Source organism: Streptomyces sp. V3I8 (assembly GCF_030817535.1).
Lineage (GTDB): Bacteria > Actinomycetota > Actinomycetes > Streptomycetales > Streptomycetaceae > Streptomyces.
Genome location: NZ_JAUSZL010000002.1, coordinates 403,564 through 429,376 on the forward strand (window position 1 = coordinate 403,564; position 25,813 = coordinate 429,376).

Annotated in this window: 25 protein-coding genes; 10 read left to right on the forward strand and 15 right to left on the reverse strand. The window is 69.8% G+C overall.

The genetic code is table 11. From position 1 onward, the window contains the following. Window positions 1-456: 456 nt before the first annotated feature. Window positions 457-849: a helix-turn-helix domain-containing protein gene (locus QFZ75_RS01975; protein ID WP_307544177.1), complete on the reverse strand. Its 393-nt coding sequence runs from the start codon at window positions 847-849 to the stop codon at window positions 457-459. A 68-nt stretch (window positions 850-917) separates the two neighbouring features. On the opposite strand from QFZ75_RS01975, the gene QFZ75_RS01980 reads away from it, so the two are divergent. The 5 genes from QFZ75_RS01980 to QFZ75_RS02000 all read left to right on the forward strand — a co-directional run bounded on the left by QFZ75_RS01980 (window position 918) and on the right by QFZ75_RS02000 (window position 6,531). Further along, window positions 918-1,793, forward strand: coding sequence for an enoyl-CoA hydratase/isomerase family protein (locus QFZ75_RS01980; protein ID WP_307533497.1), 876 nt, complete (start codon window positions 918-920; stop codon window positions 1,791-1,793). Between the two features lie 247 nt (window positions 1,794-2,040). Continuing rightward, entirely contained in the window at window positions 2,041-3,030 is a 990-nt protein-coding gene (locus QFZ75_RS01985; protein ID WP_307533498.1) for an NADPH:quinone reductase, read from the forward strand. Between the two features lie 936 nt (window positions 3,031-3,966). Next, the gene (locus tag QFZ75_RS01990; RefSeq protein ID WP_307533499.1) at window positions 3,967-4,323 is read left to right on the forward strand and encodes an STAS domain-containing protein; all 357 of its coding nucleotides are present in this window, start codon (window positions 3,967-3,969) and stop codon (window positions 4,321-4,323) included. Window positions 4,324-4,608: 285 nt separating this feature from the next. After that, window positions 4,609-5,052 (forward strand): phosphatase PAP2 family protein, encoded by a 444-nt coding sequence (locus QFZ75_RS01995; RefSeq protein WP_307544178.1) that lies wholly within the window; start codon window positions 4,609-4,611, stop codon window positions 5,050-5,052. Window positions 5,053-5,328: 276 nt separating this feature from the next. Next, window positions 5,329-6,531 (forward strand): PP2C family protein-serine/threonine phosphatase, encoded by a 1,203-nt coding sequence (locus QFZ75_RS02000; protein ID WP_307533500.1) that lies wholly within the window; start codon window positions 5,329-5,331, stop codon window positions 6,529-6,531. 224 nt (window positions 6,532-6,755) lie between these two features. Here the strand turns inward: QFZ75_RS02000 and QFZ75_RS02005 are convergent, their stop codons facing one another. The 10 genes from QFZ75_RS02005 to QFZ75_RS02050 form a co-directional block, all read right to left on the reverse strand. Beyond that, complete coding sequence (locus QFZ75_RS02005; protein ID WP_307533501.1) at window positions 6,756-7,094, reverse strand: MerR family transcriptional regulator; 339 nt, start codon at window positions 7,092-7,094, stop codon at window positions 6,756-6,758. A 910-nt stretch (window positions 7,095-8,004) separates the two neighbouring features. Then, window positions 8,005-8,832: a helix-turn-helix transcriptional regulator gene (locus tag QFZ75_RS02010; RefSeq protein ID WP_307533502.1), complete on the reverse strand. Its 828-nt coding sequence runs from the start codon at window positions 8,830-8,832 to the stop codon at window positions 8,005-8,007. A 103-nt stretch (window positions 8,833-8,935) separates the two neighbouring features. Further along, the gene (locus QFZ75_RS02015) at window positions 8,936-10,420 is read right to left on the reverse strand and encodes a carboxylesterase/lipase family protein (protein ID WP_307533503.1); all 1,485 of its coding nucleotides are present in this window, start codon (window positions 10,418-10,420) and stop codon (window positions 8,936-8,938) included. 526 nt (window positions 10,421-10,946) lie between these two features. Continuing rightward, a complete protein-coding gene (locus QFZ75_RS02020; protein WP_307544179.1) occupies window positions 10,947-11,192 on the reverse strand; it encodes a VOC family protein in 246 nt (81 codons plus the stop codon). A 66-nt stretch (window positions 11,193-11,258) separates the two neighbouring features. Next, window positions 11,259-12,392, reverse strand: coding sequence for a LacI family DNA-binding transcriptional regulator (locus QFZ75_RS02025; protein WP_307544180.1), 1,134 nt, complete (start codon window positions 12,390-12,392; stop codon window positions 11,259-11,261). Between the two features lie 147 nt (window positions 12,393-12,539). Beyond that, the gene (locus QFZ75_RS02030) at window positions 12,540-12,884 is read right to left on the reverse strand and encodes an ANTAR domain-containing protein (protein WP_307533504.1); all 345 of its coding nucleotides are present in this window, start codon (window positions 12,882-12,884) and stop codon (window positions 12,540-12,542) included. A 93-nt stretch (window positions 12,885-12,977) separates the two neighbouring features. Further along, a complete protein-coding gene (locus tag QFZ75_RS02035) occupies window positions 12,978-13,763 on the reverse strand; it encodes a GAF domain-containing protein (protein WP_307533505.1) in 786 nt (261 codons plus the stop codon). Beyond that, window positions 13,756-14,517, reverse strand: a complete 762-nt coding sequence (locus QFZ75_RS02040; RefSeq protein WP_307544181.1) for a GAF and ANTAR domain-containing protein — start codon at window positions 14,515-14,517, stop codon at window positions 13,756-13,758. Before QFZ75_RS02040 ends, QFZ75_RS02035 begins: the two co-directional genes overlap by 8 nt. Window positions 14,518-14,958: 441 nt before the next feature. Further along, complete coding sequence (locus QFZ75_RS02045; protein WP_307533506.1) at window positions 14,959-15,339, reverse strand: MarR family transcriptional regulator; 381 nt, start codon at window positions 15,337-15,339, stop codon at window positions 14,959-14,961. 129 nt (window positions 15,340-15,468) lie between these two features. Then, on the reverse strand, window positions 15,469-16,065 hold the full coding sequence (locus QFZ75_RS02050; RefSeq protein WP_307533507.1) for a TetR/AcrR family transcriptional regulator: 597 nt from the start codon (window positions 16,063-16,065) through the stop codon (window positions 15,469-15,471). Between the two features lie 236 nt (window positions 16,066-16,301). On the opposite strand from QFZ75_RS02050, the gene QFZ75_RS02055 reads away from it, so the two are divergent. Beyond that, window positions 16,302-17,087 (forward strand): SDR family oxidoreductase, encoded by a 786-nt coding sequence (locus QFZ75_RS02055; protein WP_307533508.1) that lies wholly within the window; start codon window positions 16,302-16,304, stop codon window positions 17,085-17,087. A gap of 22 nt (window positions 17,088-17,109) precedes the next feature. Here the strand turns inward: QFZ75_RS02055 and QFZ75_RS02060 are convergent, their stop codons facing one another. After that, window positions 17,110-18,156 (reverse strand): enoyl-CoA hydratase/isomerase family protein, encoded by a 1,047-nt coding sequence (locus QFZ75_RS02060; protein WP_307533509.1) that lies wholly within the window; start codon window positions 18,154-18,156, stop codon window positions 17,110-17,112. A 353-nt stretch (window positions 18,157-18,509) separates the two neighbouring features. Here QFZ75_RS02060 and QFZ75_RS02065 point away from each other — a divergent pair, with 353 nt between their 5' ends. Next, a complete protein-coding gene (locus QFZ75_RS02065; RefSeq protein WP_307533510.1) occupies window positions 18,510-19,133 on the forward strand; it encodes a flavodoxin family protein in 624 nt (207 codons plus the stop codon). A gap of 32 nt (window positions 19,134-19,165) precedes the next feature. Here the strand turns inward: QFZ75_RS02065 and QFZ75_RS02070 are convergent, their stop codons facing one another. From QFZ75_RS02070 to QFZ75_RS02080, 3 genes are read right to left on the reverse strand one after another with little or no spacing between them, the layout of a single operon-like run. Next, window positions 19,166-19,906, reverse strand: coding sequence for a response regulator transcription factor (locus tag QFZ75_RS02070; RefSeq protein ID WP_307533511.1), 741 nt, complete (start codon window positions 19,904-19,906; stop codon window positions 19,166-19,168). Then, window positions 19,903-21,264, reverse strand: coding sequence for a sensor histidine kinase (locus QFZ75_RS02075; protein WP_307533512.1), 1,362 nt, complete (start codon window positions 21,262-21,264; stop codon window positions 19,903-19,905). Before QFZ75_RS02075 ends, QFZ75_RS02070 begins: the two co-directional genes overlap by 4 nt. Before the next feature lie 55 nt (window positions 21,265-21,319). Beyond that, on the reverse strand, window positions 21,320-22,333 hold the full coding sequence (locus tag QFZ75_RS02080; protein WP_307533513.1) for a LacI family DNA-binding transcriptional regulator: 1,014 nt from the start codon (window positions 22,331-22,333) through the stop codon (window positions 21,320-21,322). Window positions 22,334-22,603: 270 nt separating this feature from the next. On the opposite strand from QFZ75_RS02080, the gene QFZ75_RS02085 reads away from it, so the two are divergent. The 3 genes from QFZ75_RS02085 (at window position 22,604) to QFZ75_RS02095 (ending at window position 25,790) form a co-directional block, all read left to right on the forward strand. Continuing rightward, window positions 22,604-23,920 carry an ABC transporter substrate-binding protein gene (locus QFZ75_RS02085; protein WP_307533514.1) on the forward strand — a complete coding sequence of 439 codons (1,317 nt, stop codon included), beginning with the start codon at window positions 22,604-22,606 and terminating at the stop codon, window positions 23,918-23,920. 66 nt (window positions 23,921-23,986) lie between these two features. Then, a complete protein-coding gene (locus QFZ75_RS02090; RefSeq protein WP_307533515.1) occupies window positions 23,987-24,871 on the forward strand; it encodes a carbohydrate ABC transporter permease in 885 nt (294 codons plus the stop codon). 4 nt (window positions 24,872-24,875) lie between these two features. Continuing rightward, the gene (locus QFZ75_RS02095) at window positions 24,876-25,790 is read left to right on the forward strand and encodes a carbohydrate ABC transporter permease (protein ID WP_307533516.1); all 915 of its coding nucleotides are present in this window, start codon (window positions 24,876-24,878) and stop codon (window positions 25,788-25,790) included. Window positions 25,791-25,813: the final 23 nt, after the last annotated feature.

Here is a 25,813-nt window from a genome sequence, read left to right on the forward strand (position 1 = left end):
CCCAGGCGGTCGTGCAACCGGCACCGTCCGAGAGCAGTTCGCTCGTCGAGCAAGGGAGACGACTGACGGACGTCTCGTGAGGAACTCCAGCGCAGCGAAGCGAGAGTCAGCACGGTGAGCATGTAGGCGAAGCAACGCACGTACTCGGCGAGCACGGTCGGTTCAGGGCAGTTGGCCAAGACCGCCTTGAGGTGAATCCGGTCGCATTCAGGCAGAGTGTCGGCGCGGGCCGATGGCGGGCAGGGGCCGACCGGTCGGGGCTTGCCGCGGAGATTCCCGCCGGCGTGGGCGCGGACACCGGCCGCACCGGCCTCATCGTCCTTGCCGAACTCGACAGCGACCAGTACCCCACCGGCATCCGCATCCGCATCCGTGACGACGAGATCGGTGCCCTGTCGATCACCCGCCGTCGCTGCCTGGTGTCCGACACCGTCGAGAGGCTGACCGGGCGGCTATTTACTGTCCCGACGACCGCGCTTCGTATTCGTGCTGCGCCGCCAGGACCTCGTTGCTGTGCTCGACCGTCCAGTCGTACAGACGGGTGAAGGGTTCCCGGAAGGACTCGCCGAGGTGTGTGAGGGAGTACTCCACGCCGAGGGGGGAGGTCTCGAGTACCCGGCGCCGGATCAGGCCGTTGCGCTCGAGCCTGCGCAGCGTCTGGGTCAGTACCCGCTGCGTGACGCCCTCCAGCTGTCGCTTGATCTCGTTGAACCGCGTCGGTTGCTCCAGGACCGCCAGGACCATCATGGACCACTTGTCGGCGATCTGGTCGAGGATGGGGCGGCTCGGGCACTCGGCACTGAACCGCGGCATGCTGCGGGGCGGCAGGGACGTGGAGCTGGTATCCATCATGATCCTTGGTTGTCGGAAAGTGCGTTATTGACCGTCCTCGGCGCAGAGCCCAGGGTAGGTATGCGTTGCAAACCTACTGGCTCACCGCAAACCTTGGAACAGTCATGAACCTGGATCCGTACAAGACGCTCCGCGTCGCCATCGATGCCGGAGTCGCGTGGATCACCCTGGACAACCCCCCGGTCAACGTGCTCGGCGGAACCCTGATCCGTGAACTGCACGACGTCCTCGGGATACTGCGGGACGACCGCTCGGTCCGCGTCATTGTGTTCTCCAGCGCCGATCCCGAGTTCTTCATCGCCCACGTCGACATCCACATCCTCAACGAGATGGACGAGCTGCAGGAGATCGCGGACCGCAACCCGGACGCCAATCTCTTCCAGGGGGTGGGCGAGCTGCTGCGCCACCAGCCGCAGGTGACGATCGTCAAGCTGGCGGGCAAGGCGCGGGCCGGCGGCGCCGAGTTCGTCGCGGCGGCCGACATGGCCTTCGCCGCGCGGGAGACCGCGGGTATCGGGCAGAGCGAGGTGCTGATGGGCATCGTGCCGGGCGGCGGAGGAACGCAGTACCTGCGCGAGCGGGCCGGGCGCAACCGGGCGCTGGAGCTGCTGCTCACCGGTGATCTGGTGGATGCAGACACCGCAGCCGCCTACGGGTGGATCAACCGTGCGGTACCCGCGGTCGAGCTGGACGCGTTCGTCGACGGGATGGCGGAAAAGATCGCCGCGCTTTCCCCGGAACTCATCGCCGCCGCCAAGCGATTGGTCCCTCCGGCGGACCTGACCGACGGGCTGCGAGCGGAGAACGACGCATGGGCCGAACTTGTGGGCGGGGCTCTGCCGGCACGACTCATGACAGGGGCCCTGGAGCAGGGTGCGCAGACCCCTGCGGGTGAACGCGATCTGGAATCGGTCATGCGAAGCGTCGCCGCCGGCCTGTAGAGCGAGAGTCACGGGCCGGGAGGGCTCCGGACGGAATTCGTCCGCGCCCATGTCACCGAGCGGGACGAACGCGGTGGGACCTGCCGATGGTCCGCGGCACGTTCGCCGTCTCAGCCGACCGTTCGAAAGGCGGCAGTCTCGCCGCCGACGAATCACACACGACGTGGTGAAGGACCCCACCGTGGTGACGTGCGCGTTCCCCGGCCGGTGCCGTGGACCGCGCCACATCCGGAGAAGAGATGAATCAATGATGAGGGCAGCTTTCTACGACACCCCCGGTCCCGCCAGGAGCGTGCTGCGGGTGCTCGACGTCGAACGCCCCGAGCCCGGCCCCGGCCAGGTTCGCGTTCGTATCGTACTCTCCGCGATCAACCCGGGCGACATGTTCATGCGGCTGAACTCCACCCCGCAGGACTTTCAGCGCGTCGGCGAACACACCGGCCGCATTCCGCACCAGGACGGCACCGGCACGGTCGACGCGGTCGGCGAGGGTGTCGATCCGAGCCGGATCGGTGAACGCGTGTGGATCTGGATGGCCGGCGCAGGCCATCCGTGGGGGACCGCGGCGGAGTGGACCGTAGTGCCGTCCGAGCAGGCCGTTGCGCTGCCGGACGGGGTCTCCGACGAGCTCGGCGCCTGCCTCGGCATCCCGGCGATGACCGCGCACTGGTGCCTGCACGCCGACGGTTCGCCCCGCGACCGCACCGTACTCGTCGCGGCCGGTGCGGGCGCCGTCGGGCACTATGCGATCGAACTCGGCCGGATTGCGGGCGCACGGATCGTGACGACGGTCAGTGGTCCGGAAAAGGCCGCGTCGGCCAAGGCCGCGGGTGCGGACCTCGTCGTGAACTACCGCGACGCCGACGCCGCCCGGCAGATCCTCGACGGGGCCGGGCCCGTCGACCGGATCATCGAGGTCTCGCTGACCCACAACCTCGAACTGGACCTGGCCGTCACCGGCCCGGGAGCAACCATCGTGACCTACGCAGCACAGCCCGAGGACCCGACCCTGCCGGTCTTCCGGCTCATGTGGGCCAACCTGGTGCTGCGGTTCGCGCTGTTCCTCACCGAACCGCGGGACGCGCTGCTGCGTGCCGCCGAAGAGATCACCTCAGCCCTGCGCGAGGACGCTCTCACGCCACTGCCCGTGCGCTCCTTCAGCCTCGACGACGTCGCGCTCGCACACGAGGCCGTCGAGAACGGCCTCATCGGGAAGGCCGTACTCGACCTGCGCTGATCAGTGCCTGTCCGGCATCTTCGGTCGTGGCGTCTTGCGGTCGTGACCCTGGGCGGCATGGCTTCTGGTGGCGTGGAGCGTCGGTACTGCCCCGGAGTGCGGGAGTCGCTGCAGATGTTCGCTGACGGCATCGGAGGGCCCGGGCCACGGTGGAGCTGGACGCCTCCACCTCCGCCGGCCCTCGCCTTCGCCCTCGCGAGACGGTCGCACTCCTCGCGGCACAGCCCAGCCCGCCCCGTTCGCCTCTGTCTGGGCCCGACAGGCGTCACCTACCGCGACAGCGCCGGCCTCTGTCCCCTGCTCGGCATCTGCCAGGCCCTCTCAGGACTGCGGGGAAGGTGCCACCTCCGGTGGCAGTACGAGGACGCCGTCCTCCGCCTCCGTGACGGCATGTTTGCGCTGCATCAAAACGCCCGCCACCGCGGCCCGCACCACTGCCCGTATACCGCCGTGCGGTGCACGATCGGGCCCGTCAGCCGACAGCACCCGGAACCCTTCCGACGCAACCCACCTGATCAGCACGCCTTCGGACACCTCGCTCACCCGCAGACCCGAGGTGTCCACATCCGTCTCCGCGACCAGGTGAAAACCCGCCCCGCGAAGAACCTGCCGCACCGGAGGAACGAGCACAGACACTGGTGAGGACATCTCATCCATATCCCCCGGATCGGGCTTTACATGCTCACTGCTTGCCGCCTACGGGCCCGTGCGGTCGGCGGCCTCCCCGTCGTGAGCTCCGGACCGTGCTCGGCCTGCGCCTCGGCCGGAAAGCTCCGGGCCAGGTGCCGGGCATCACCCGGCAGCCTCTGGCACCCGTCCGGCGCACCGGGTATTCATCCGCGCTCCTGAGCGCGGTTGACACCGTGCCGCACCATAAGCTTGCCTGAAGACAACGGTTCTCGGCAGCGGAACCCCCCACGCAGGCAGGAGCCCTACGTGACCCAGGCCCGCCTGACCATCACCCAGGACACGGCACCCGAGGGTGTGCGTGTCCTCGCACTGGCCGGAGAGATCGACCACACCACGGCCGACACCTTCCGCCATGCGCTCACCGCCCACGACGGCCCTGCGCCGAATACGGTCATCGACCTGCGCCACGTCACCTTCATGGACTCCAGCGGCATCAACGTGCTCATCGCCGCACACCAGGCGGCTCACGCCCAAGGCGGCCGGCTCTACCTGACCCGCGTCCCCGCACCCGTACACACTGTCCTGCACATCGTCGGCCTCGACGACCTCATCCCCATCTACCCCACCCTGGACCAGGCCCTCACCGCACAGGACGCCGCCTGACCCACGACTGCGACTTCTCGGCGCACGGCTCGCCCCTGCCGGACGGAATCCGCTTCCACGCCCGACGCCACGAAGCAGGACGAAGAAGGGCCGGCGCCGCGCCGCATGGACGGAGCGTGAGCGCACGGACCCGCGGACGGATAGGGCATACATCGGTGTTCCGGGGGATAAAGGCAGGTCATGGAGTTGCTGTCAGGAGTGCGTCGAGCGGACCGGAATGTGACCAAGCGGATCGCTGCCGGTGCGCCGCCCGGTCTTCACCGGACACTGTCGATCGTGGAGGAGATGGCGGAGAGCTCCAAGCTGTGGTGCGCGGCGGCTGTGGTGATGGCCTGCACGGGCGGTCGTCGCGGCCGAACGGCGGCTGTGGCGGGCCTGGCGTCCTTGGCGGCGGCTCAGCTGATCTCCAACGGCGTGTGCAAGCAGCTCGTCGAGCGGCGGCGACCGCCCAAGGAGTGGATCCCGCACGACGAGGTGGAGGACCGGCCGGACTCCTCGTCCTTCCCTTCCGGACACACCGCCGCCGCTGTCGCCTTCACCGCTGCGGTCGTCCCGTCGTGGCCGTTGGCCGGTGCGCTGTGTGCGGTACCGGCGACCGTGGTGGCCGTCGAGCGCGTACAGTCCGGCGCCCACTACCCCAGCGACGTCGCCGTCGGCGCCGCCATCGGCTTCGCCAGTGCCTGGCTCACCCGTCACGCCCCACGCCTGATACTGCGCCGGCTGCTGTAACCGCCCGGCGCAGCTCACGGAGTCACCCGTGCCGGTCTCCTTCGGGGCGGGGTCGCTTGTTGGGGATGCACCGCGGTGAGAAACTTGTGGAGATCGTCCTGACGGTCCCGCCCAGGGACCGGATGCGCCGGTCGCGCTGGTGTCGTTCCTTCGGGCTGAGTCCTGTGGTCCCCGGTGGCACACGAATTGATTCGCGGGCCCCTTGAGGGCTTGCCCTTGCAAGGGATAGGTCATGACGGACGAGTTGGACAGCGGCCTTGGGCTGCGGCGGCGGATATGACGGCGCAGGATCTGGCGCGGGCGCTGACCGGGCTGTTGGACGCCAGCCACACAGCGCCCTTCGAGCAGTTGCCCCGCCTGCTCGACACCGCGGCGAAGAAGGCCGGTACGGGCGGCGCCCGGCTGTTCGTGGCGGATCTTCAGGAAGAGGTGCTGCGCGAGGTGACCGGTGTCGGTCTGGACGCCGGCAAGGGCGGCGAGGAGTACCGGATCGAGGGCACGCTGCCGGGCCGCGCCTACCAGCTCACGGAGGTCACCGCGCCGGCCCGCGGCGGGGCGTGCTGGGTGCCGGTGCTGGACGGCGCTGAACGCCTGGGAGTCCTGCACGTCGAGCCCGGCTCCGGTGACGGGGACAGGCCCGACGAGGAGGCGATGCGGGCGCTGGCCTCGATGGCCGGGCTGCTGCTGGTCTCCAAGCGGGCCAACAGCGACTCCCACGCCCGGCTCACCCGCACCCGGCAGATGGGCGTGCCGGCGGAACTGCAGTGGAGCATGATGCCGCCGCGGACCTTCGCCGACCGGCGGGCCACCGTCAGCGCCTTCATGGAACCGGCCTACCAGGTGGCCGGGGACGCCTTCGAGTACGCGGTGGCCGATGACATCCTGCATCTGGCGGTTTTCGATGCCATGGGCCACGACACCTCCGCCGGCCTGACCGCGGCCCTGGCGATGGCCGCCTGCCGCAGCAACCGCCGCGCCGGCGCCACCATCCCCGAGGCCAGCAGAGCCATCGAGGACACCCTCGTCGAGCAGTTCGGGCACAGCCGCTATGCCACCGGTATCCTCGCCGACCTGGAACTGGACACCGGTATGTTCAGCTGGGTCAACCGCGGCCATCTGCCGCCGGTGCTGATCCGCGGTGGCCGCTGGGCGAACACGCTGCGCTGCCCGCCGGCCGGACCGATGGGCAGCGGGTTCAACCTGCCCATCAGACAGTGCACCGAACAGCTGGAACCCGGCGACCGGCTCCTGCTGTTCACCGACGGCATCACCGAAGCCCGCGACAGGGACGGCCGTGAATTCGGTGTGGAGCGCTTCACCGACTTCATCATCCGCCACCACGCCGACAACCTGCCCGTCGACGAAACCCTGCGCCGCCTCATGCACGCCGTCCTGGACTACCACCAGGGACGACTGGAGGACGACGCCACCGTCCTGTTCTGCGAATGGCACGGCGACACCGGCGCGCACGGAGCCTGAGAACCGCGTCGTCCGGTGGACAGGCCAGGCACGCAGAACTGCCCGAATCATTGAAGCCCGCGCCCGTCTCCGGGCCGGGACCACGTGACGCACGGCGCAGCGCGCAGTCCGCGGCCTGGGCCCGCACGACAGGCCGGACACGACGCTGCGCTCCCGCAGCGCCTGCGCCGGCCGGTCGCCGAGCGGGCCGACAGCGTTGCCCCCTCACGCCATGGACAACCGTTTCAGGCAGCGGCTGTCTGGTTCGCCGATTCGGTGGCGCGGCGGTAGGCGGCGTTGATGCGCTGGGCTTCTTCGAGCTGGTCCTCGAGGATGATGATGCGGCAGGCGGCCTCGACGGGGGTGCCGTGGTCGACGAGTTCGCGGGCGCGGGCGGCGATGCGCAGCTGGTAGCGGGAGTAGCGGCGGTGTCCGCCGGCGGAGCGCAGCGGGGTGATCAGGCGGGCTTCACCGATGGCACGCAGAAAGCCCTGCGTGGTGCCGAGCATCTCGGCGGCCCGGCCCATCGTGTAGGCGGGATAGTCGTCGTCATCGAGACGCGTGTACGCGTCGTCTGCTGTCACTTGCACCTCTCTGCACTGTTCGGGGAACACGCTTGAGGGGCCCCGGCGCCGTGCGGCACCAGGGCCCCGAAGGAACTGCTACACCATCTGCCGGCCTCGGTGCTGCGCCGGCCTGCTTTTTCCGCACTGGACCAGGGGGGATGTGGGCAGGTGCGGGGATCGCGGATGCGTGACCGGAGACCACCTCACTGTCGATGTCCTGCGGTACCCGGACTTCCGTGTTCCGTCCGGGCGATCCCGATGGTGCTTCACTCCTCCGTTCTTTCCCTCTGTTCTTTCCCTCTGTATGAATCACTTGCCGAACCGGTACTGCTCTACCGCGTACTGCTGGTGGCCCGGAAAAGCGCCACACCTTCGGCAGCCGGCCCCGTCGCCCGTCATGCGTCTGCTCCGGCTTGGAACCCCACTGCCGAACCTCCCGGTACGCGCGCCCGCAGCCGGCGCCTTTACCGAGGTACTGCTCTCCTGTCGCGCTGCTGGATCCTGCGTACTGCAACTGCGTAAAACTGCCCGGCAGTTCGTCTCTGCCGGGCCCTTCTCGATCTCGGCTACAAGAGAAACCATACCCACAGCCACTACCCAATGTCTACTCTTGCCAGCATAGATTTTCGTGCTCGGCGGTGAGGTGATCCTCTCGGTGCCACCACCGACTTCACCAAGGGCACCCTCTTCGCCACCCTGCGCACCGCCAACCCGCCGCAACTGCGCAAAGTCGCGTACGAGAGGCCGGCGAGGCCGTACCTGGCCTGCCGTCGCACTGCCTCCACGGAGTGGGCGATGTCCTCACCTGCACGAGAGGTCCGGAGATCGGCCTTCATTCCACTCGGTGGCTTGACGTCCTTCTTCCCGCTCGGTGGCTTGACGTCCTTCTTCCCGCTCGGTGGCTTGACCGGGACCTGTCCCAGGACGTCTACCGCACGGCTTGTACCCGCAGGGCCTCGAAACGTTCCGCGGTTCCCGATCCGGGCTCCGGCCGCAGGACGATCAGGCGGTGACTGTTCGTCGCGCTGACGACGACCTCGCAGTGCACGTCGAGAGCACCGGCCTGCGGGTGGTGGAGGGTTTTGGTCGTCGACCTGTTGGGCTCGACCTCCATCTTCTCCCAGTACGCCGCGAACTCCGCACTGCGGGCCGACAGGTCGGTGATGAGCCCCCTGACGACAACGTCGTGGCCGCGGGCGGCCGCCGCCGCTCGCAGGCCGGCGACGTACGCCCGTCCGGTCGCCTCGTCGGTCTCACCGAAGTCACGCATCCGCGTATCCGGTTCGGTGAACCACCGCCAGACCGCGTTGGCCTGCCGGCCAGGTCGCTGTGTCCAGGGCCCGAACAGCGCGGTGCTCAGCTCGTTCTGCGCGACCAGGCCGGCGAGGTCGTCCACGATGTGCGCGGGCACGGTGGTGAGCGAGTCGAGCAGGAATCTCAGACCGGGCTCGACACAGGGTCCCGCCACGGGTCCGGCCGGCGGCGCGTGTCCCGCCAGCCGGTACAGGTAGTCCCGTTCGTCGGACGTGAGCCGTAGTGCCCTCGCGAGGCCGGCGAGCATCACTTCCGAGGGGTTCGCCCCCCGGCTCTGTTCCAGCCGTTCGTAGTAGTCCACGGAGACATCCGCGAGCAGCGCCACCTCGGCACGCCGCAGTCCTGGCGTACGACGGCGATCGCCGGGAGTCAGCCCGACATCCGAAGGCAGCAGTGCCTCACGTCGGGTCCGCAGGAAGCGTCCCAGTTCGGCATGGTCCACCAGAGACTCCTCGCAAGCTTGTGCCCGGCGTCGACGGCAGGGAATTTCACCGTTTGCCGCCATTCTCGCTTCGACGGAGCGCACAGGCTCACCCGGGTGGTGGTTACCGGTGGCCCTCCCACAGGGACCTGCGCACCGCACGGGGATCCAGGCGGGTCTCCGAAGCGGTGTCGAAATGCATGGTGGCGCGGTCCCTGGGGTCGTACTCGGCCCAGCCCGGCTTGCCGTCGGTCGCGAAGGAGACCCAGGCACCGTGCATGGTGTCGGCGAGCCCCTGCGGGAGGTCGGTGCCGAGCAGGGGAAGCAGGGCCGGATCATCCAAGTTGTCGAAGACGAAGGGGATTTCGGCCGTGTGGCAGGCACCGGCCCGGCCGTCGAAGGTGGTCGGCCGCCAGCCGAACTCGTACAGGTACGTGGCGCCGCGCTGCCCGGCCCGTGCCTCGGCGAGGCGGATCGCCGGGATGCGGAAGAACCAGTCGGTGGTCAGCGCGGACAGTAGTTCGCCGGGCGAGGCGTCCGGGTCGTCCAGGAGGTAGGCGGCTACGGCCTCGTCGGGATAGAGGCCGTAGCCCGCCGCCGCGCCCCGCAGATGAGGGTCACCCAGGACATCGAGCATATGGGTCGGAACGAGGAAGAGCCGGAACTCGTCGCTGTTGGTGCCGACCAGGACATCGACGTCGCTTCCGGCGCCGGCAGCGATCGCCTCGATCGGCGGGAGCGGCAGCAGGTCGCCGTCGACGACGGGTTCGAAGGGCATCGAGTTGACCGCGGCCCCACCCCACAGGGCGGGGTCGGGATTCGCCGCGACCGCGAGGCGCAGTTCCTCCGCGGCCGGAAGCAACCGGTCGGGCGGAACGGCCGCGAAGGCCTCACGGGTAGGGGGGATACGGAGCAGCCCCGCCATGTGATGGCCGATCCTGCGGGCGGTGGCCGGGCTGAAAGTGTGGTGCGCGGCGCCACTCTGCAGGACGGCACGGCGAAAGAGTCCGGCTGCGCGGGGCGCGGCCAGTAGGGCACCGATACTCATGGCGCCGGCGGACTCCCCGAACACGGTGACGTTGTCGGGGTCACCGCCGAACGCCGCGATGTTCTCCTGCACCCAGCGCAGTGCGGCGAGCTGGTCGAGCAGGCCGAGGTTGGCGGTGTCCCCATCGCCGAGATGGAGAAAACCGTCCACTCCCAGGCGGTAGTTGACGGTCACACAGACGATCCCGTCGCGGGCGAACCGGCTGCCGTCGTAGAGCGGCACCGCGCCCGAACCGTTGGTGAACGAGCCGCCGTGCACCCACACCATCACCGGCAGCCGTCCGGACCGCTCCGGCGTCCAGACGTTGAGGTTGAGGCAGTCCTCGCCGGCGATGTCCACATCAGGGATTATTTCGTCGAAAGGAGAGGGGTACGGGCCCTTCGGCACGGTGGGCCCGTAGGCGAGGGCGTCCCGCACGCCGTCCCAGGGCTCGACGGGCCGGGGCGGCCGGAAACGGTTCGGCCCGACGGGCGGAGCGGCGTACGGGATGCCCTTGAACACGGCGATGTCGCCGTTGACCGCGCCGAGCAGGCTGCCGTCTCGCGTTGCGACGGTGACCATGAGGCCCTACTTCCGGTGGTTCGGGGTGCTGGGTGCTGAACAGGTGCGGGGCGCGAAGGCAGCCCTCGGAGGACAGGAGCTGCCCGCCACCGCCATGGTGGCCCGGTGCCGGGAAGGTTCCAGCGTCCTCCGGAGACCCGGTCCAGCAGGGCGACCCTCGGGGAGGCAGGACAGCTCGTCCGCAAGGCCCACCGTCCCGCCTGCCTGGCTGCCTGCCCGCCTGCCTGCCTGTCCGCCTGCCTGCCTGTCCGCCTGTCCGCCTGTCCGCAGTGCCGTAGCGGGTGGCGTCCGTGAGCGTGGTGACTTCGGGCTGGTGCCAGCTTTCCAGCTTTCGGGCTTCGCGCAGGTGAGGACGCCACCGTGCCGAACGGTGGCGTCCTCGCCCGCGGCCGTCCGACCAGGACGACAGGCAGGTCCGCCGTCCACAGGGTGTCCATCGGAATCGCGAGCTGTCATCGTCCACTGCGTGGGCAGTGTCTCGACCTGTCCGACCGGCCACCCGGCGCCCAGGATCTGCTCGCGAACCTCACACAGCCGCGCGTACGTTCCCACGCGCAGTCCCCATCCCGCCCCGCTGAGGGGGTCGAGATCGGTGGTGGGGTGGAGCGGTTTCGACGATCATCAGGTGGTCGTCACCGCCGACATCGACGCCTGCGATCCGAGGGTCGGAAAGGGTTGCGGCGCGCTCGAACGCGAGCACCGCTCCGAGCAGCTCCGTGCAGTACGTGACCAGCCGGTCGAGATCGGTCGTGGACAGAGTCAGATGGTTGATTCCGAAGAGTTCGGGCGTGGTGGGCCAACTGTAGTGCGGCCGCCGGCCGAACCCCGGCGCGGGCGTTCAGTTCGTCGTCGGCGGGGGCGGCGTCTCGTCGCAGCCGCAGCTCGCCCGGCGGACCACGCCGACCGGGAGCACCAGGGAGACGGGCTCCTGCGGAGGCCGTCCGCCGAGCCGTCGTACGAGCAGGTCGACGGCCTCCTCGCCCATGCGCACCATCGGCTGGCGCACGGTGGTGAGGGCGGGACGCACCAGGCGGCTCAGCGGGATGCCGTCGAAGCCGGTCACCACGACGTCGTCGGGCACCCGCAGGCCCAGCTGTTCGAGGGCCTGCAGCGCGCCGACCGCCATCTGGTCGTTGGCGAACACGAACGCCTCGGGCCGGTCACCGCCGTCCCCGCACAGCAGACGCGCGGCGCGGGCACCCTCGGCCTGGGTCATCATCGGCATGCGCAGTGCGGGTTCGGCCGCGGCTCCGAGCCCGGCCTCCCGGCAGGCCCGGCGGAAGCCGCGGAAACGCGCCTCGACGTCCGGGGAGTCGTCCAGGAGTCCCACGTAGGCGAGGCGGCGCAGTCCGTGGTCGTGCACAAGGTGCCGGGTCAACTCGTACTGGCCGTCCTCGTTGGCGACCTCGACGTGGTCCAGGTGGTCGAGCGAGGGGTCCTGCGCGCGGGGGCCGGCCAGCATCACCACCGGCCGGCGCCGGGAGATCGCCTCGAGTTCCTCGGTCGGCACCGTACGGGCCATCACGGCGAAGCCGTCCACCCGGCCGGCCACCTGGGCCACGAGGCTCTCGGGACCCCCTTCGAGAGAGGCCGCGATCAGCAGCGCGTACCCGTGCCGGCGGGCCGCGCGTTCCATGCCCCGGATGATCTGGTCCGAGTACAGCATCGCGGCGTCGTCGTCCTCGGCGCCGACCGTGTCCGGGTCGGAGTAGTCCGGGAAGCACAGGCCCAGGACGCCGGTCGAACGGCTGGCGAGACCGCGGGCGCTGCCACTCGGCACGTATCCGAGCTCGCTCGCCGCCGCCAGTACCCGTTCACGGGTGGTGACGCGTACGGAGTCGGGGCTGCGGTACACCCTGGACACCGTGGCGATGGACACTCCGGAACGTTCGGCCACGTCGTACACCGTGGGGTTCGCGTTCGCGTTCACGACGCGGTGCCGTTCATGGGTCGGGGCCCCGTCTCTTCCGATGCGCACATGTGGATGAAAGCGCATTCACCCTAGGGGTGGGCAGGCCGCCGAGGCAACCGGCCACGCGGCGACCGACCGGCCCTGCCGCGCGGCCGGACGCCGCGTACAGCCCTCCGAGTCCCGGGCCGGACGCCTTCCGTCCACGCGTCACGCGGACCGTGCCCTCTTCAGTGCCGCGTCCAGAGCCGCCTGCACATCGTCGGGCAGCCGCTCCGTGATCACCCAGTCGACGACGAGGAGAGCGATCTCGCCCAACTTGATGTTGGTGTGCTGGGAGACGTCCTTCAGGACGTCGAAACCCTGGTGGGGGTGCAGTCCGCCGAGGGCGATGACCACGCCGATCGCCTGATCGATCACGGCATGCGAGGTGATGGCCCTCTGCAGATGGTCGTTGTCCCGTTGCAGTTCGACGATCTTGGCGGCGAGATCGTCCGGCTGCCGCGGCCGGTGCGCTCCAGTCGGTTCGGGACGGCCGTCGTGCGGGAGACCCATCGGACATCACTCCAGGAAACAATTTCTTTGAGCAACGAACAGAGGGAGGCGTACTGCTCGCGGGAGGAGCGTCCACGCGGCAGTAGCGGTCCGTCAGATTCCCACCGCCCTCTCGTGGATGTCGGCGGGCTGCATCTCACGGTTGACCAGGGCCTGGGCGGTCGCGCTGAGACTGACCTGGTGACGGTCCGCATAGCCGGACAGGAGGCGCCCCGCCACGCTCAGCGGCACCTGGTGGTACGCGGCGATCACGCCTTTCGCGATCTCCAGGAGGGTTTTGGCGGCCATGGCGCTCTGGACGCGCGTGACGACGTCGTCGCGCCGGGGCTCGGCGGACCAGTGCATCAGCCCCAGGGCGGCGGAGTCCGCCAGGGCCTGTGCGAGGTACAGGTCACCGCTCGGAAGGTCCCCGGTGCGTGCGTTGAGCAGGGTCAGCGCGCCCAGTACGCGGTCGTGGAGGCGTACCGGCACGGTGTGCAGGGACCGGTACCCGGCATCCGCCATGGCGCTGATGAGCTTGGGCCAGCGTTCCGCTCCGGTGCGGATGTCGGGCACGCTGGCGCTCTCGCCGGTGCGGTAGCAGTCCATGCAGGGACCGCGCCCCGTCTGCATCTGCATCAGCTCGACGAACGCGGCCCCGTCCTCGGTGGAGGCCATCGTCCTCAGGGTTCCCCGGGCGTCGGCGATCATCACTGCCGCCGCATCGACGTCCAGCAGTCCGCGGCAGGCGTGCACCAGCCGGTCGAACAGACGCAACGGGTCGAAGTCCGGTGCGTAGGTGTCCGTCAGGTCGACGAACGCCTTCGCCAGCTCTCGCTCGCGGTTCATGCTCGCCTCCCCGGCGGTGTCATCGTCGTGCCTGCTCAGGTTGTCACTCATGGCGGATGTCCGTGCTGCCGTCGATGATGGCCCGCGCGACATCAAGTGCCGTGCTGCCTTGTGTAAAAGCCCGGGCCCGCAGCCTCAGCAGGGCATCCTCGGCGCTCACTCCCAAGTGCACCATGATCACGCCGGTGGCCTGATGGATTTCCACCCGGTCGGATTCCGCTCCCTGCAGCCACGTTACGACTCCGTCGGAGTCGGCCGCAGCGCGGTCGAAGGCCGTGACGGCCAGACTGAGCGCATCGGCGACCAGCAGCGCCGTACGCAGCCGGTCGCCGTCGAGCGGGCCGGCCGTCTCCTGGTACAGGTCCAGGGTTCCCAAGACCTTCGCGCCGGCGGTCAACGGCATCGAGAAGGCGGCTCCGGCGCCCACCTTGGCGGCCTGGACGCAGAACAAGGGCCAGCGGCGGGCGTCCGGGGCCCGGGCCAGATCGGGTGCGAACACCGGGGCCCGCAGCCGGACGGCCTCCGTGCACGGGCCTTCGCCCAGGGTGTACTGGATCTCCGCGAGCTGACCGGCCACCTCGTCGGAGGCGAACAGCACGACACCCATGCCCGCCTTCCGTCCGAGGACCGACAGGGACAGTCCCGAGATGTCCGGCAGGAGGGACACGCATGCCCGGCAGAGGGCCTGGGGCACGGACGCGGAAGGGACGTCCTGGACCGCACCGATCAGCCTGCGTGTGATGCGGGTCCGCAGGAGCTGGGTCTCCTGCTCCGCGTCCTCGGCGCCCGGCTCCCACCAGGACATCGTCTTCACCTCCCCGCACGGCAACCGGTCGACGTACACGATCTTGCCTCATCGGTGGAACCCCGGGCGGCACGCTCCGTTCGCCCCTTCGCGGCGGTACGCGCGCGGGCGACCGGTATCGACGGCGTCGTCCGGTCGCGTCGACCGCGATTCCGCCGACCGCGGTCCTGCCGGGCGCGCCGGACCTCGGCCGCCCTCCGCCATGACCGGCGGGGCTGTCGCATACGTCACCAGCCTCGTCTCGTCGTTTCCCGCTCCGTCGCGGAGACCGGATCGGCTGGATCAGCCGGATCAGTACGTCTCGGGTCCGCCCGCCGCTGTCAAGTCCCCCTGTGGGTCGAAGAGAAACGACCTTCACAGGTTCGGCAACCGGAGTTCATGATCTGCGATGCGCCCGCAGATCCCTCTCCGGGGTGCCGCGGCACAACTCGTACGAACCCTTCACGGAGAAGCCGGTGGGGCATCCGGCACCGGAGACCGGCGTCCTTCGTCCCTGCCGGCGGCGGGCGCGACCGGGCGCGCGGCATCGTGCGCGGACAGGAGCGCCATCAGGTCCGCGACGGTGGCGGCGGCATCCGCGGGGTGGCGCAGGAACGTGTCGGAGCTGATGCGGTAGAGGTTCGAACGTCCTTCCCTGGTGTGGGTGAGGTAGCCGCTGTCCTCCAGGTCGCCAATGATCTTCTGTACGGCTCGCTCGGTGAGCCGGCAGCGGACGGCGATGTCACGGACACGGGTGGCACGGTCCGCTGCGATGGCGGCCAGCACCCGGGAGTGGTTGGTCAGGAATGTCCAGCCTGCATGCGGTTCCGGCGCTCGGTCCATCCCCTCACGATACGATTCCGTTCACGTATTTTAATAGGCGCATTTTCATTCGCGCATCAATTGACGTGAAGTTCGACGGCGAGGACGACAGGAGAGTGGGGTCCGGCATCCCCACCGGTCGCCTCCGAATCAGTTGTCCGAAAACGGCAGGAAGTCCACCAGAACGGCGATCTCCTCGTCCTCCGGCGCCCGTTCGGCGAAGACGACGCGGTAGAGGACGAAGCCGAGCCAACTGTCGATCACCGTGGCGACGGGCAGGCCGGGAGGCAGTTCTCCGCGCGTGATGCCACGTTCCAGCAGGTGGGTCCCGGGGGTCAGACGGGCCGCCAGGAGGTCGCGCAGGTCGGTGCGACCGGCCTCGCCCCGTTCGGTCAGGGCGGCGGCCACGACACTCGGATCGCCGAGCAGGGTGAGGGTCCGGACCAGGCCGCCCAGGAAGGCCAGCGCGTCCGTCCTGGTACTGCCGGTGTCGGGCAGCGGCTCCGGGGCCAGCCGGTCGGCGACCGCCTCCGTGATGACGGCCGCCTTGTTGGGCCACCAGCGGTACAGGGTCATACGGGCCACGCCGGCGCGCTCGGAGATGCGCTCCATGGTCACCCGGTGGTAGCCCAGTTCGTTCACCAGCTCGCGTGTCGCCTCCAGTACGGCCGCGTGCGCCTGCGGGTCGCGGTGACGGCCGCGCCGTCGACGCGGCTCGGGGGCGGGACGGGGCTGGGCCTCCGGCACGACATGGCCTCCTTCGGACGCTCGGCACCGACCGTCGACCAGCACCCATCGACCAGTGGTCACGGGCCGCTGGACGCCGCGCGGGCGTCCAGCGGCCGGTGAGCGCCGGAATAACTAGACAGTATGTATTGTCTACTCGAAATGAGAGGTTCATCCAGTCCGGACGGACCGCGGCCGGAGTCCACCGATACGGGCGAGCCCCCGCCGCAGGCACGACATGAGTGGGAGGCCGGACCATGAACGGCAGGTTCGAGGACAAGGTCGTACTGATCACCGGTGGCGGCTCCGGACTGGGCCGGGCCACCGCGCTGCAGCTGGCCGCCGAGGGCGCGAAGCTGGCCCTCGTCGACGTGAGCGAGCAGGGTCTCGCGGAGACCGCGGCCCAGGTCGAGAAGGCCTCCCCCGGCACCGAGGTCGTGCAGATCGTCGCCGACGTGAGCAAGGATGACGAGGTCCGGGGTTACGTCGAGCGGACGCGGAGCGCCTTCGGCCGTATCGACGGCTTCTTCAACAACGCCGGCATCGAGGGCAAGCAGAACCTCACCGAGGACTTCGGCACCGAGGAGTTCCAGAAGGTCGTCGCGATCAACCTGCAGGGTGTCTTCCTCGGCCTCAAGCACGTCCTGGCCGTGATGCGCGCCCAGGGCAGCGGCCATGTCGTCAACACCGCCTCCGTGGGCGGCATCCGCGGTGTCGGCAACCAGTCCGGGTACGCCGCCGCCAAGCACGGTGTCGTCGGCCTGACGCGCAACTCGGGTGTGGAGTACGGCCAGTACGGCATCACCGTCAAGGCCATCGCCCCGGGTGCCATCATGACGCCCATGGTCGAGGGCTCCCTGAAGCAGCTGGACCCGGTCGACTGGGAGGAGGCCGGCCGTCAGTTCGTCAGCGGCAACCCCGCACGCCGCTTCGGCCGGCCCGAAGAGGTGGCGTACCTCGTGGCCTTCCTCCTGTCGGACCAGGCCTCGTTCATCAACGCCACGACGATCGCCATCGACGGCGGCCAGTCCGAGCAGTACTGAGGCAGGGCGCCCGCTCCCGGCGTCAGACCAGCCCGAGTTCCCGCTCGCCGAGCGGCGCGAAGAACCGTTCCACGTCGGCATCGGTGACCTCGGCGAGGGTGGCCGGTGACCAGCGCGGGGTGCGGTCCTTGTCGACGACCTGGGCCCGGATGCCCTCGACCAGGTCGTGCGTGGTCAGGGCCGCGCACGAGACGCGGTACTCCTGCTCCAGCACCCGCTCCAGTGAGCCGAGCCGCCGTGCGCGTCGCACGGCGGCGAGCGTCACCTTCAGTGCGGTGGGCGACTTGGCGAGCAGGGTCTCCGCCGTCTCCTTCGCGGCCGGGTCGCCGTGCGCGACCAGCCGCCGGACGATCTCCTCCACCGTGCCGGCGGCGAAGCAGGAGTCGATCCACTCCCGCCGCCCGGCCAGGTCACCGTCCGGCGGGGGCCCCGTGTGGCGGTCCAGCGCGTCCCGTACGGGCAGGTCGGCGAGGTCGGCCACGAAGCGCGGAAGCGACGCGGACGGTACGAAGTGGTCGGCGAGCCCGCACAGCAGGGCGTCCCCGGCACCGATGTGTGCGCCCGTCAGGGCGAGGTGGGTGCCCAGTTCGCCCGGCGCGGCGGCCAGCAGGTGGGTGCCGCCGACGTCCGGCACGAAGCCGATGCCGGTCTCGGGCATGGCGATCCTCGACCGTTCGGTGACGACCCGGACGCCGCCGTGCGCGGAGACACCGACCCCGCCGCCCATGACGATGCCGTCCATGACGGCGACGTAGGGCTTGGGATAGTGGGCGATGCGCGCGTTGAGGTGGTATTCGTCGCGCCAGAACGCGGCCGCGGCCGTGCCGTCACCGTCGCGGGCGTCGTCGTGCACAGCCCGGATGTCGCCGCCCGCGCACAGGCCGCGCTCCCCCGCGCCGGTGAGGACGACGGTCTCGACGGCCGGGTCGTGCTCCCACGCGCTCAGCGCCGCGTCGATGCTCCGCACCATGGCGTGGTTGAGGGCGTTGATGGCCCTCGGGCGGTTGAGGACGAGGTGGGCGGCCCGGCCGGTGGTGCGCAGCAGGACGGGTGCCTCGCTGCCGGTCATCCCGAAGCCCCCGCCGTACCGCGGGGCGCGTCGACACGCATGATCTCGTCGGTTCCTTCCAGGTCGCCGGGTTCTGACTGCCGGGTTCTGACTGCCGAGTCCTGACTGCCGGGTTCCGGTGAGGGCGGACCCGTGTGTCCTCGTGATGTCACGGACGATCTTCTCAACGCCACCCGCGGCCGGAGGACGCGGGTCGGCACCCGGGCCCGCCCCTGCGCGGCCCGGCCCGGGTGCCGATCGCCGGACAGGTGTCACCGGCCTCGTCCGGACCACCGCCTGCCCTGGTGTCCCGCGTCCGTACACACCGGCTGCCGCTCCCGGGTAGAAGGCGGGCTGCGGGGTACTCCGGGGCCATGACCATCACAGAAACCGCCCCCCTCCGGGCTGTCGCACTCGTCTGCACCCTGTCGCCCTCGCCCGCCGCGTCCAGCTCGCAGCTGCTGGCCGAGCAGACCATGGCCGCACTCGGCGAGCACGGCGTCACCGGTGAGGTGATCCGTATCGCGGACCACGACGTCAGGCCCGGGGTGGAGAAGGACATGGGCGACGGCGACGAGTGGCCGGCCATCCGGAACAAGGTCATGGACTCCGACATCCTGATCCTCTCCACACCGATCTGGCTGGGCCATCCGTGCAGCACCGCCCAGCGGGTCCTGGAGCGCCTCGACGCCGAGATCTCCGAGACGGACGACGAAGGGCGGATGCTCACCTTCGGGAAGGTCGCCGCGGTGTGTGTCGTCGGTAACGAGGACGGCGCCCACAAGGTCAGCTCGGACCTCTTCCAGGGGCTGAATGACGTGGGCTTCTCGCTCGCCCCGAACGCGGTCACCTACTGGGTCGGGGAAGCCATGAAGGGCGTCGACTACCAGGACCTCGACAAGACCCCCGAGGCCACCTCGGCGACGACGGCCACCCTGGCGGCCAACACGGCCCACCTCGCCCGCACGCTCAGGGGCGCCCCCTACCCGCCCAGCTGACCGGCGGCCCGCCCCGTCGTCCACCCGCGTCCTCAGTCCCGCGTACCCACCAGCCCCATCCGGTGGGCCAGCACGACGGCCTGGACGCGGTCGCGCAGGTCGAGCTTGGTCAGGACGCGTGACACGTACGTCTTGACCGTCTCGCGGCTGATGACCATCCGCTCCGCGATCTCGCTGTTCGACAGCCCCTCGGCGATGAGTTCCAGTACCTCGGTCTCGCGGGGCGCCAGGGCGGACAGTGCCTGTGCCGCGGCATGCCGGCGAGGGCGCCGGATCCGGTCGGCGAACCTGCCGACGAGCTGCCGGGTGACCGCGGGCGACAGCAGGGACTCCCCCGCGTCGACCGTCCGGACGCCGTCCACCAGGTCACGCGGCCTGGAGTCCTTGAGCAGGAAGCCGCTCGCCCCGGCGCGCAGTGCCTCGTACACGTACTCGTCGAGGTTGAAGGTGGTGACCACCAGCACCTTCATGGGTGCGACGACGTCGGGTCCGGCCAGCAGCCGGGTCGCCTCGATGCCGTCCAGCAGGGGCATGCGGATGTCCATCACCACCACGTCCGGGCGCAGTCGCCGGGCGGCCTCCACCGCCGTGCGGCCGTCCCCGGCCTCTCCCACGACGTCGATGTCCGGCTGGGCGTTGAAAATGGTGACGTATCCGGCCCGTACGAGTTCCTGGTCGTCGCAGACCAGGACGCGGATCGGGATCGGCGTCCAGGTGTCCGTGCCGAAGCCGAGGCCGGCGCCGGAACCGGTGCCGTGGTCGGTGCCGGTCATTCCCGCCCCCCGGCTGCTCCGGCCGTCCCGGCCGCTTCGGCTCTCCCGGCCACCGCTGCCGCCGTCCCCGTCCCCGTCCCGGAAGGTATGCGGGCGCGGACGCCGAAGCCGCCGTCCGGCAGCTTCCCGGCGGACAGTTCACCGCCGAGCACACCCACCCGCTCGCGCAGTCCGGTCAGGCCGTGCCCACCGCCCCGGCCCAGCGGGCCGGACCTGGGGACGCCCGCGGTGACGGGTGGCCCTTCGGTGGTCACCTCGACCTCCACCTCGTGGCGGCCGTAGTGGACGTCGACGCGGGTGCGGTGGCCCGGCGCGTGCTTGAGCGCGTTGGTCAGCGTCTCCTGCACCACGCGGTACGCGGCCAGCCGTACCGCCGAGGCCGCCGGCGGCCCCTCCCCCCGTTCCGTGAGTTCCACGGGCTGGCCGGCCGCCCGCGTCTGTTCGACCAGGTCACCCACCTCGCCCGGCCCCGGCGTACGGTCCGCGGCGGACGGCCCGGTCCACGGTCCGCCGGACGTCGTGCCGCCGGACGTCGTCCCGTCGGACGCCATGTCGTCGGACGTGCTTCCGGACGCCTTCAGGACACCCAGCAGGTGCTGCAGATCCGTCAGGGCGTGCCGTCCGGAGTCGCTGATCGCGCCGAGGCCGGCCTCCACCCGCTCGGGTGCGTCGGCGAGCAGGAACCCGGCGGCGTCCGCCTGGATGACCATGGCGGTGACGTGGTGGGTCACCACGTCGTGCAGCTCCCGGGCGATACGGGCCCGTTCGCGCGCCGTCGCGGCCTCCACACTGAGCCGCCGCCGCTCCGCCTCCCCGTCCTGGCGGGCCCGTACGACCGTGCCCACGGCCCAGCATCCCACCAGCACGGTGCAGATGATGGCGAAGTCGGGCACGCGCTGGGGCGACCCCCTGCCGTGCAGCCCGAGCGCGAACAGGGCGTAGGACGCGGTCGCGGCGGCCACACCCAGGGCCCGGTGCGTCCTGTCGGTCCGCCTGCTGTGGGCGCCGACGCTGTAGAGCGCGACGTACAGGCCCATGCTCGCGCAGGTCTGCGGGTAACCGACCAGTTCATGCACCGCGAACGCGCCCGCCACCAGCGCGAGGCACACCGCGGGAAGTCGCCGCCGCATCACCAGCGGAAGCCACAGGGCCGCCGTCACCAGCGCTCCCGGCAGACCCGACGGGCGTTCCGCCAGGTCGCCGAACTGCGCGCCGAGCGGAGCCGTCACCGGGGCGAACACCACCGGGGCGAGCAGCACGGTGACCACCGCGTCCCGCCGGAGCACGTCCAGCGTGCCCCAACGCGCCGCGAGAGCAGGCGCGTTCGTCTTGAGTATGGATCCCGCCGAACCGAGCACAGGCAGAGACTAACGCCTCGCGATCAGAGGCGATCGGGACGCGATCAGGGCGCGATCAGGGCGCGGACGGCGCCGAGGTGCTGTCGCGGACGACGAGGCGAGGGGTCATGGTGGTCTGGACCGCGTGCGCGCGGTGGCCCTCTACCCGTTCGATGAGCAGCCGGGCGGCGGTGGCCCCCATGTCGTGCCCGGCCTGGTCGACGCTGGTGAGCTGGACGGTGGCGAGGTCCGCGATGGCGGTGTTGTTGTAGCCCACGAGGGACACGTCCTGCGGTACCCGCAGGCCCAGTTCGTGGGCGGCCCGCCAGACGCCGAGCGCGGCCACGTCGGCGCCCGTCATGATGGCGGTGGGCCGGTCGTCCGCGGTCAGCAGGCTCATGCCCGCCTTGTAGCCGCCTTCGTCGGAGTACGCCGTACGGCAGATCCGGGTGTGCTCCGCCAGTTCGTTGCGGCCCATCGCCTCCGCGTACCCGTTGCTCAGGACGATCTCCGGGGTGCGTGCCCACTTGCTGGAACGCGTCCCGGGAGAGGAGACCAGCGCGATGTTGCGGTGACCGAGGGACACCAGATGGTCCACGACCAGCGCGGCTCCCGCTCCGTCTGCGTCGACGACGGAGTCGTGCAGCTCGGAGGTGTCGTGGTGGCCGATGACGACGGTGGGCGTCGACTGGGCGGTGGACAGCACTTCGGAGCGCCGGGTGCTGGGGGCGATCAGGATGAGGCCGTCCATCTGGCGGTCGACCATGGCCTGGACGGTCTTGCCCTGCGCCTCGGCCCCGAAGCCCGCGTCGCCGATCAGCACGGTGTACTCGCTGTCCCGCAGTTCGTCGCGGATGCCGTCGAGGATGTCGGCGAAGAAGGTGTTGCGGATGTTGTCCAGCAGGATGCCGATCGTGTACGTCCGCCCGCGCATCCCGCGCGCCGCGGCATGGGGCCGGTAGTCCAGCTCCGCCATGGCGGCCCGGACCTTCTCCCGCATGGCCGCGCTGACCCCGTAGGCGTTGCGCATGACTTTGGAGACCGCCGCGGTGGACACTCCCGCGTGCCGCGCGACGTCCGTGATCGTCACGCGTTTCTTCCGCTCTGATCCCTGCTGCATGCCCGGTGCCCCCTGGGTCCTGTCCTTCTGAATGCAACGTTCTACAGGATGAACTGGCCCGGCCGCTAGATGTGGCCGAGTTTTCGACGATGTTGCGGCACGATGTCTTGACGACCGCCCGGACTGCATGCACTGTAGTGCGCACTTCGGTGTAGAGAACGTTATACAAACTCTCGCCCACCACACTTTCCGCAGGCCTGCGCCGTGCGCCTCCGTTCAATGATGACAGGGAGCCATGCTGTGACCACCTCCTCGACCTCCGCCAGAAGGGCCCGCCTCGCCGGTCTGACCGCGAGCACCGCCGCCATGGTCGTCCTCGCGTCCGCCTGCGGGGGATCGGGCGGCGGCTCCGGCTCGGCGCCCGGGAACTTCAGCTACCTGAGCGTCACGGAGAACACCACCGTCAAGACGGCACTGACCACCCTGTCCAAGGGTGAGTGCAGGACCGCCCAGGACGCCCTGCCGCTCAAGGTGGAGACGGTCCCCCAGGCGAGCCTGGACCAGAAGCTGCAGCTGCTGGCCGGCCAGGACGCGCTGCCGGTCCAGTTCGCGGCGGGCAACGCCCCGGCGCTGACGCGGCAGTTGTACACCTCGGGCAAGGTCGCCGATCTGGAGGCCGAGCTGAAGTCGCTCGGTGTCTACGACCAGTTGGAGCCCGCCGCCGTCTCCACCGTCAAGGCGCTGTACGGCGGCAAGGTGGAGGTCCTGCCCTACGAGTACAACATCGAGGGGATCTTCTACAACAAGAAGGTCTTCGACGACAACGGACTGACCGTGCCCGGCACCTGGACCGAACTCGTGGCGGCGGCGGGGAAGCTGGAGGCCAAGGGCGTCCAGCCGTTCGCGGCCTCCGGGCAGCAGGGCTGGCCGCTGACCCGCCTCATCAGCGGGTATCTCTACCGCAGCCTGGGACCGGACGCGCTGCAGGACGTGGCCGACGGCAGGGCGAAGCTCACGGACCCCGCGTACGTGAAGGCCGCGCGGCAGGTCGCCGACCTCGGCAGGAAGGGCTACTTCGGCAAGGGCGTCGGTTCCATCGACTACGACACCGCGATGAACGAGTTCCTCGGCGGCAAGGCCGGCATGTTCTACATGGGCAGCTGGGCGCTGGCGAACATCGCCGACGAGAAGCAGAACAAGGTGGGCGCCGACAACATCGGCTTCATGCCCTTCCCGGCCGTCGAGGGCGGCAGGGGCTCGGTCGAGCAGTACCCCTCCAACGTCGGACTGGGCATCACGCTCGGCGCGAAGTCCTTCGACAAGAAGACCGGCGCCTGGGTGTCCTGCATCGCGAAGAACTACGGCAGCACCGCCCTGAAGGACCAGGGGGCCATCTCCGGCTTCAAGGTCAACACCCCGGTCGAGGACGCCAACGAGGTCACCGGACAGGTCCGGAAGACCATCAGCGCGTCCAAGCAGAACGTGCTCTGGTTCGAGGCGCTGTTCTCCACCAAGGCGACCACGGTCAGCCAGACCAACGCGGCCGGCCTGGTCGGCGGCAGCCTGAGCCCCGAGAAGTTCATGGCGACCGTGCAGGACGCGCTGTCCGAGAAGTGAAGCGGGCGGGCCCGGCGACGGGCCCCGCCCACGACAGTCCCACTCCCACGAACTGGACACCCCTCCATGCATCGCGTACTCGGTGACCGCAAGGCGGTCCTGATCCTGCTGGGTCCCGCCCTGCTCGTCTACTCCTTGATCATGCTGGTCCCCATGGTGTGGTCCTTCGGGTACTCGTTCACCGAGGGCAACACCATCGAGGGGTTCACCGGCAACGGCCTGGACAACTTCCAGCGGCTGTTCTCCGACCCCGCCGTGCGCGACGCCCTGTGGTTCACCGCGAAGTACGCGGTCGTCGTGACCGTCGGCCAGGTCGTCGCCGGCTACCTGCTCGCCCTGCTGTACGTGTTCTTCCTCAAGCGGGCCTCCGCGCTCGTCCGCACCCTGGTGTTCTTCCCGGTCGTACTGCCCACGGTGGCCGTCGGGCTGCTCTTCCAGAAGTTCTTCCAGGTGGCCCCGCAGACCGGCCCGGTCAACTCCCTGCTCAACGCCGTCGGTCTGGAGTCGGTCGACTGGTTCGGCAGCGCGGGACACGCCTTCTGGGTCCTGATCGTCATGGACATCTGGCGTTCCATGGGCTTCTACGCCGTGCTGCTCTTCGCCGGGCTGGTGGACATCCCCGAGGAGGTGCTGGAGTCCGCGCGCCTCGACGGCGCCTCCGGCCTGCGACTCGTACGTCACATCGTGCTGCCGATGTCGTTCCCGGTGCTGATGTCGTCGGTCGTCTTCAGCGTCAACGGCACGCTCAAGGTGTTCGACTGCATCGTCGCGCTGACGGGCGGCGGCCCCGGCAACGGGACGACACCCCTGACCCTGTACATGTTCCAGACGTCGTTCACCTACGGCGACTACGGCTACGGCAGCACGATCGCCCTGCTGCTGACCGTCGTCTGTCTGCTGGTGACCCTGGTCGTCTTCCGCGTCTCGCGGCGCGACCCCATGGAGGGCTGAACCCATGGCCATCGACACGCCCTTCAAGACGTCGGCGGGCCGCGGTGACGGCCGCGGGCCGCACGCGGGTCCGGCGTCGGCCTCCCGGCGCCGGCGTCCGGGCCGCCGCCCGTGGGTCAGGACCGTCGTCGCGCTGCTGCTGGTCGTCGAGGTCTATCCGCTGATCTGGATGTTCCTGACCTCGCTGAAGTCCAACGACGACTACCTGAACAACTCCACGTGGTCGCTGCCCACGACGTGGGAGTGGGGCAACTACACCGACGCCTGGACCACCGGGCACATCGGCCTGTACGTGCAGAACAGCCTACTGGCCGTGCTGCCGGCGCTCGCGCTGATCCTGCTCCTGGGCACGGCGGCCGGGTTCGCCCTGCAGATCATGGTGTGGAAGGGCCGCAGCCTGACCCTGCTGGTCTTCCTCACCGGCATGATGGTGCCCGCGCAGATGATCCTGCTGCCCCTGTTCACGGTGTACTTCCAGGCGGGCCTGTCCGGCACCCTGTGGCCGCTGATCCTCACCTACACGGGCACCGGTCTGCCCCTGACGGTGTTCATGATGGCCACCTACTACAAGACCGTCCCGCGCGAGCTGTTCGAGGCGGCCACCATCGACGGCGCGGGCATCCTGCGCGCCTTCTGGACCATCAGCCTGCCCATGGTCCGCAACGCGATCCTGACCGTCGGCCTGGTGCAGTTCTTCTTCATCTGGAACGACCTGCTGATCGCGCTGACCTTCACCAACAGCCAGGACCTGCGCACCGTCCAGGTCGGTCTGCTCAACTTCACCGGCGACTTCGGCGCCACCCGGTACGGCCCGCTGTTCGCCGCCATCTGCATCAACGTCTTCGGCACCCTGGTGATCTACCTCTTCCTCAACCAGAAGGTGATGAAGGGCCTCACCTCGGGAGCCGTCAAGGGGTGACGGCCGCGCCCCGGGGGTTCCAG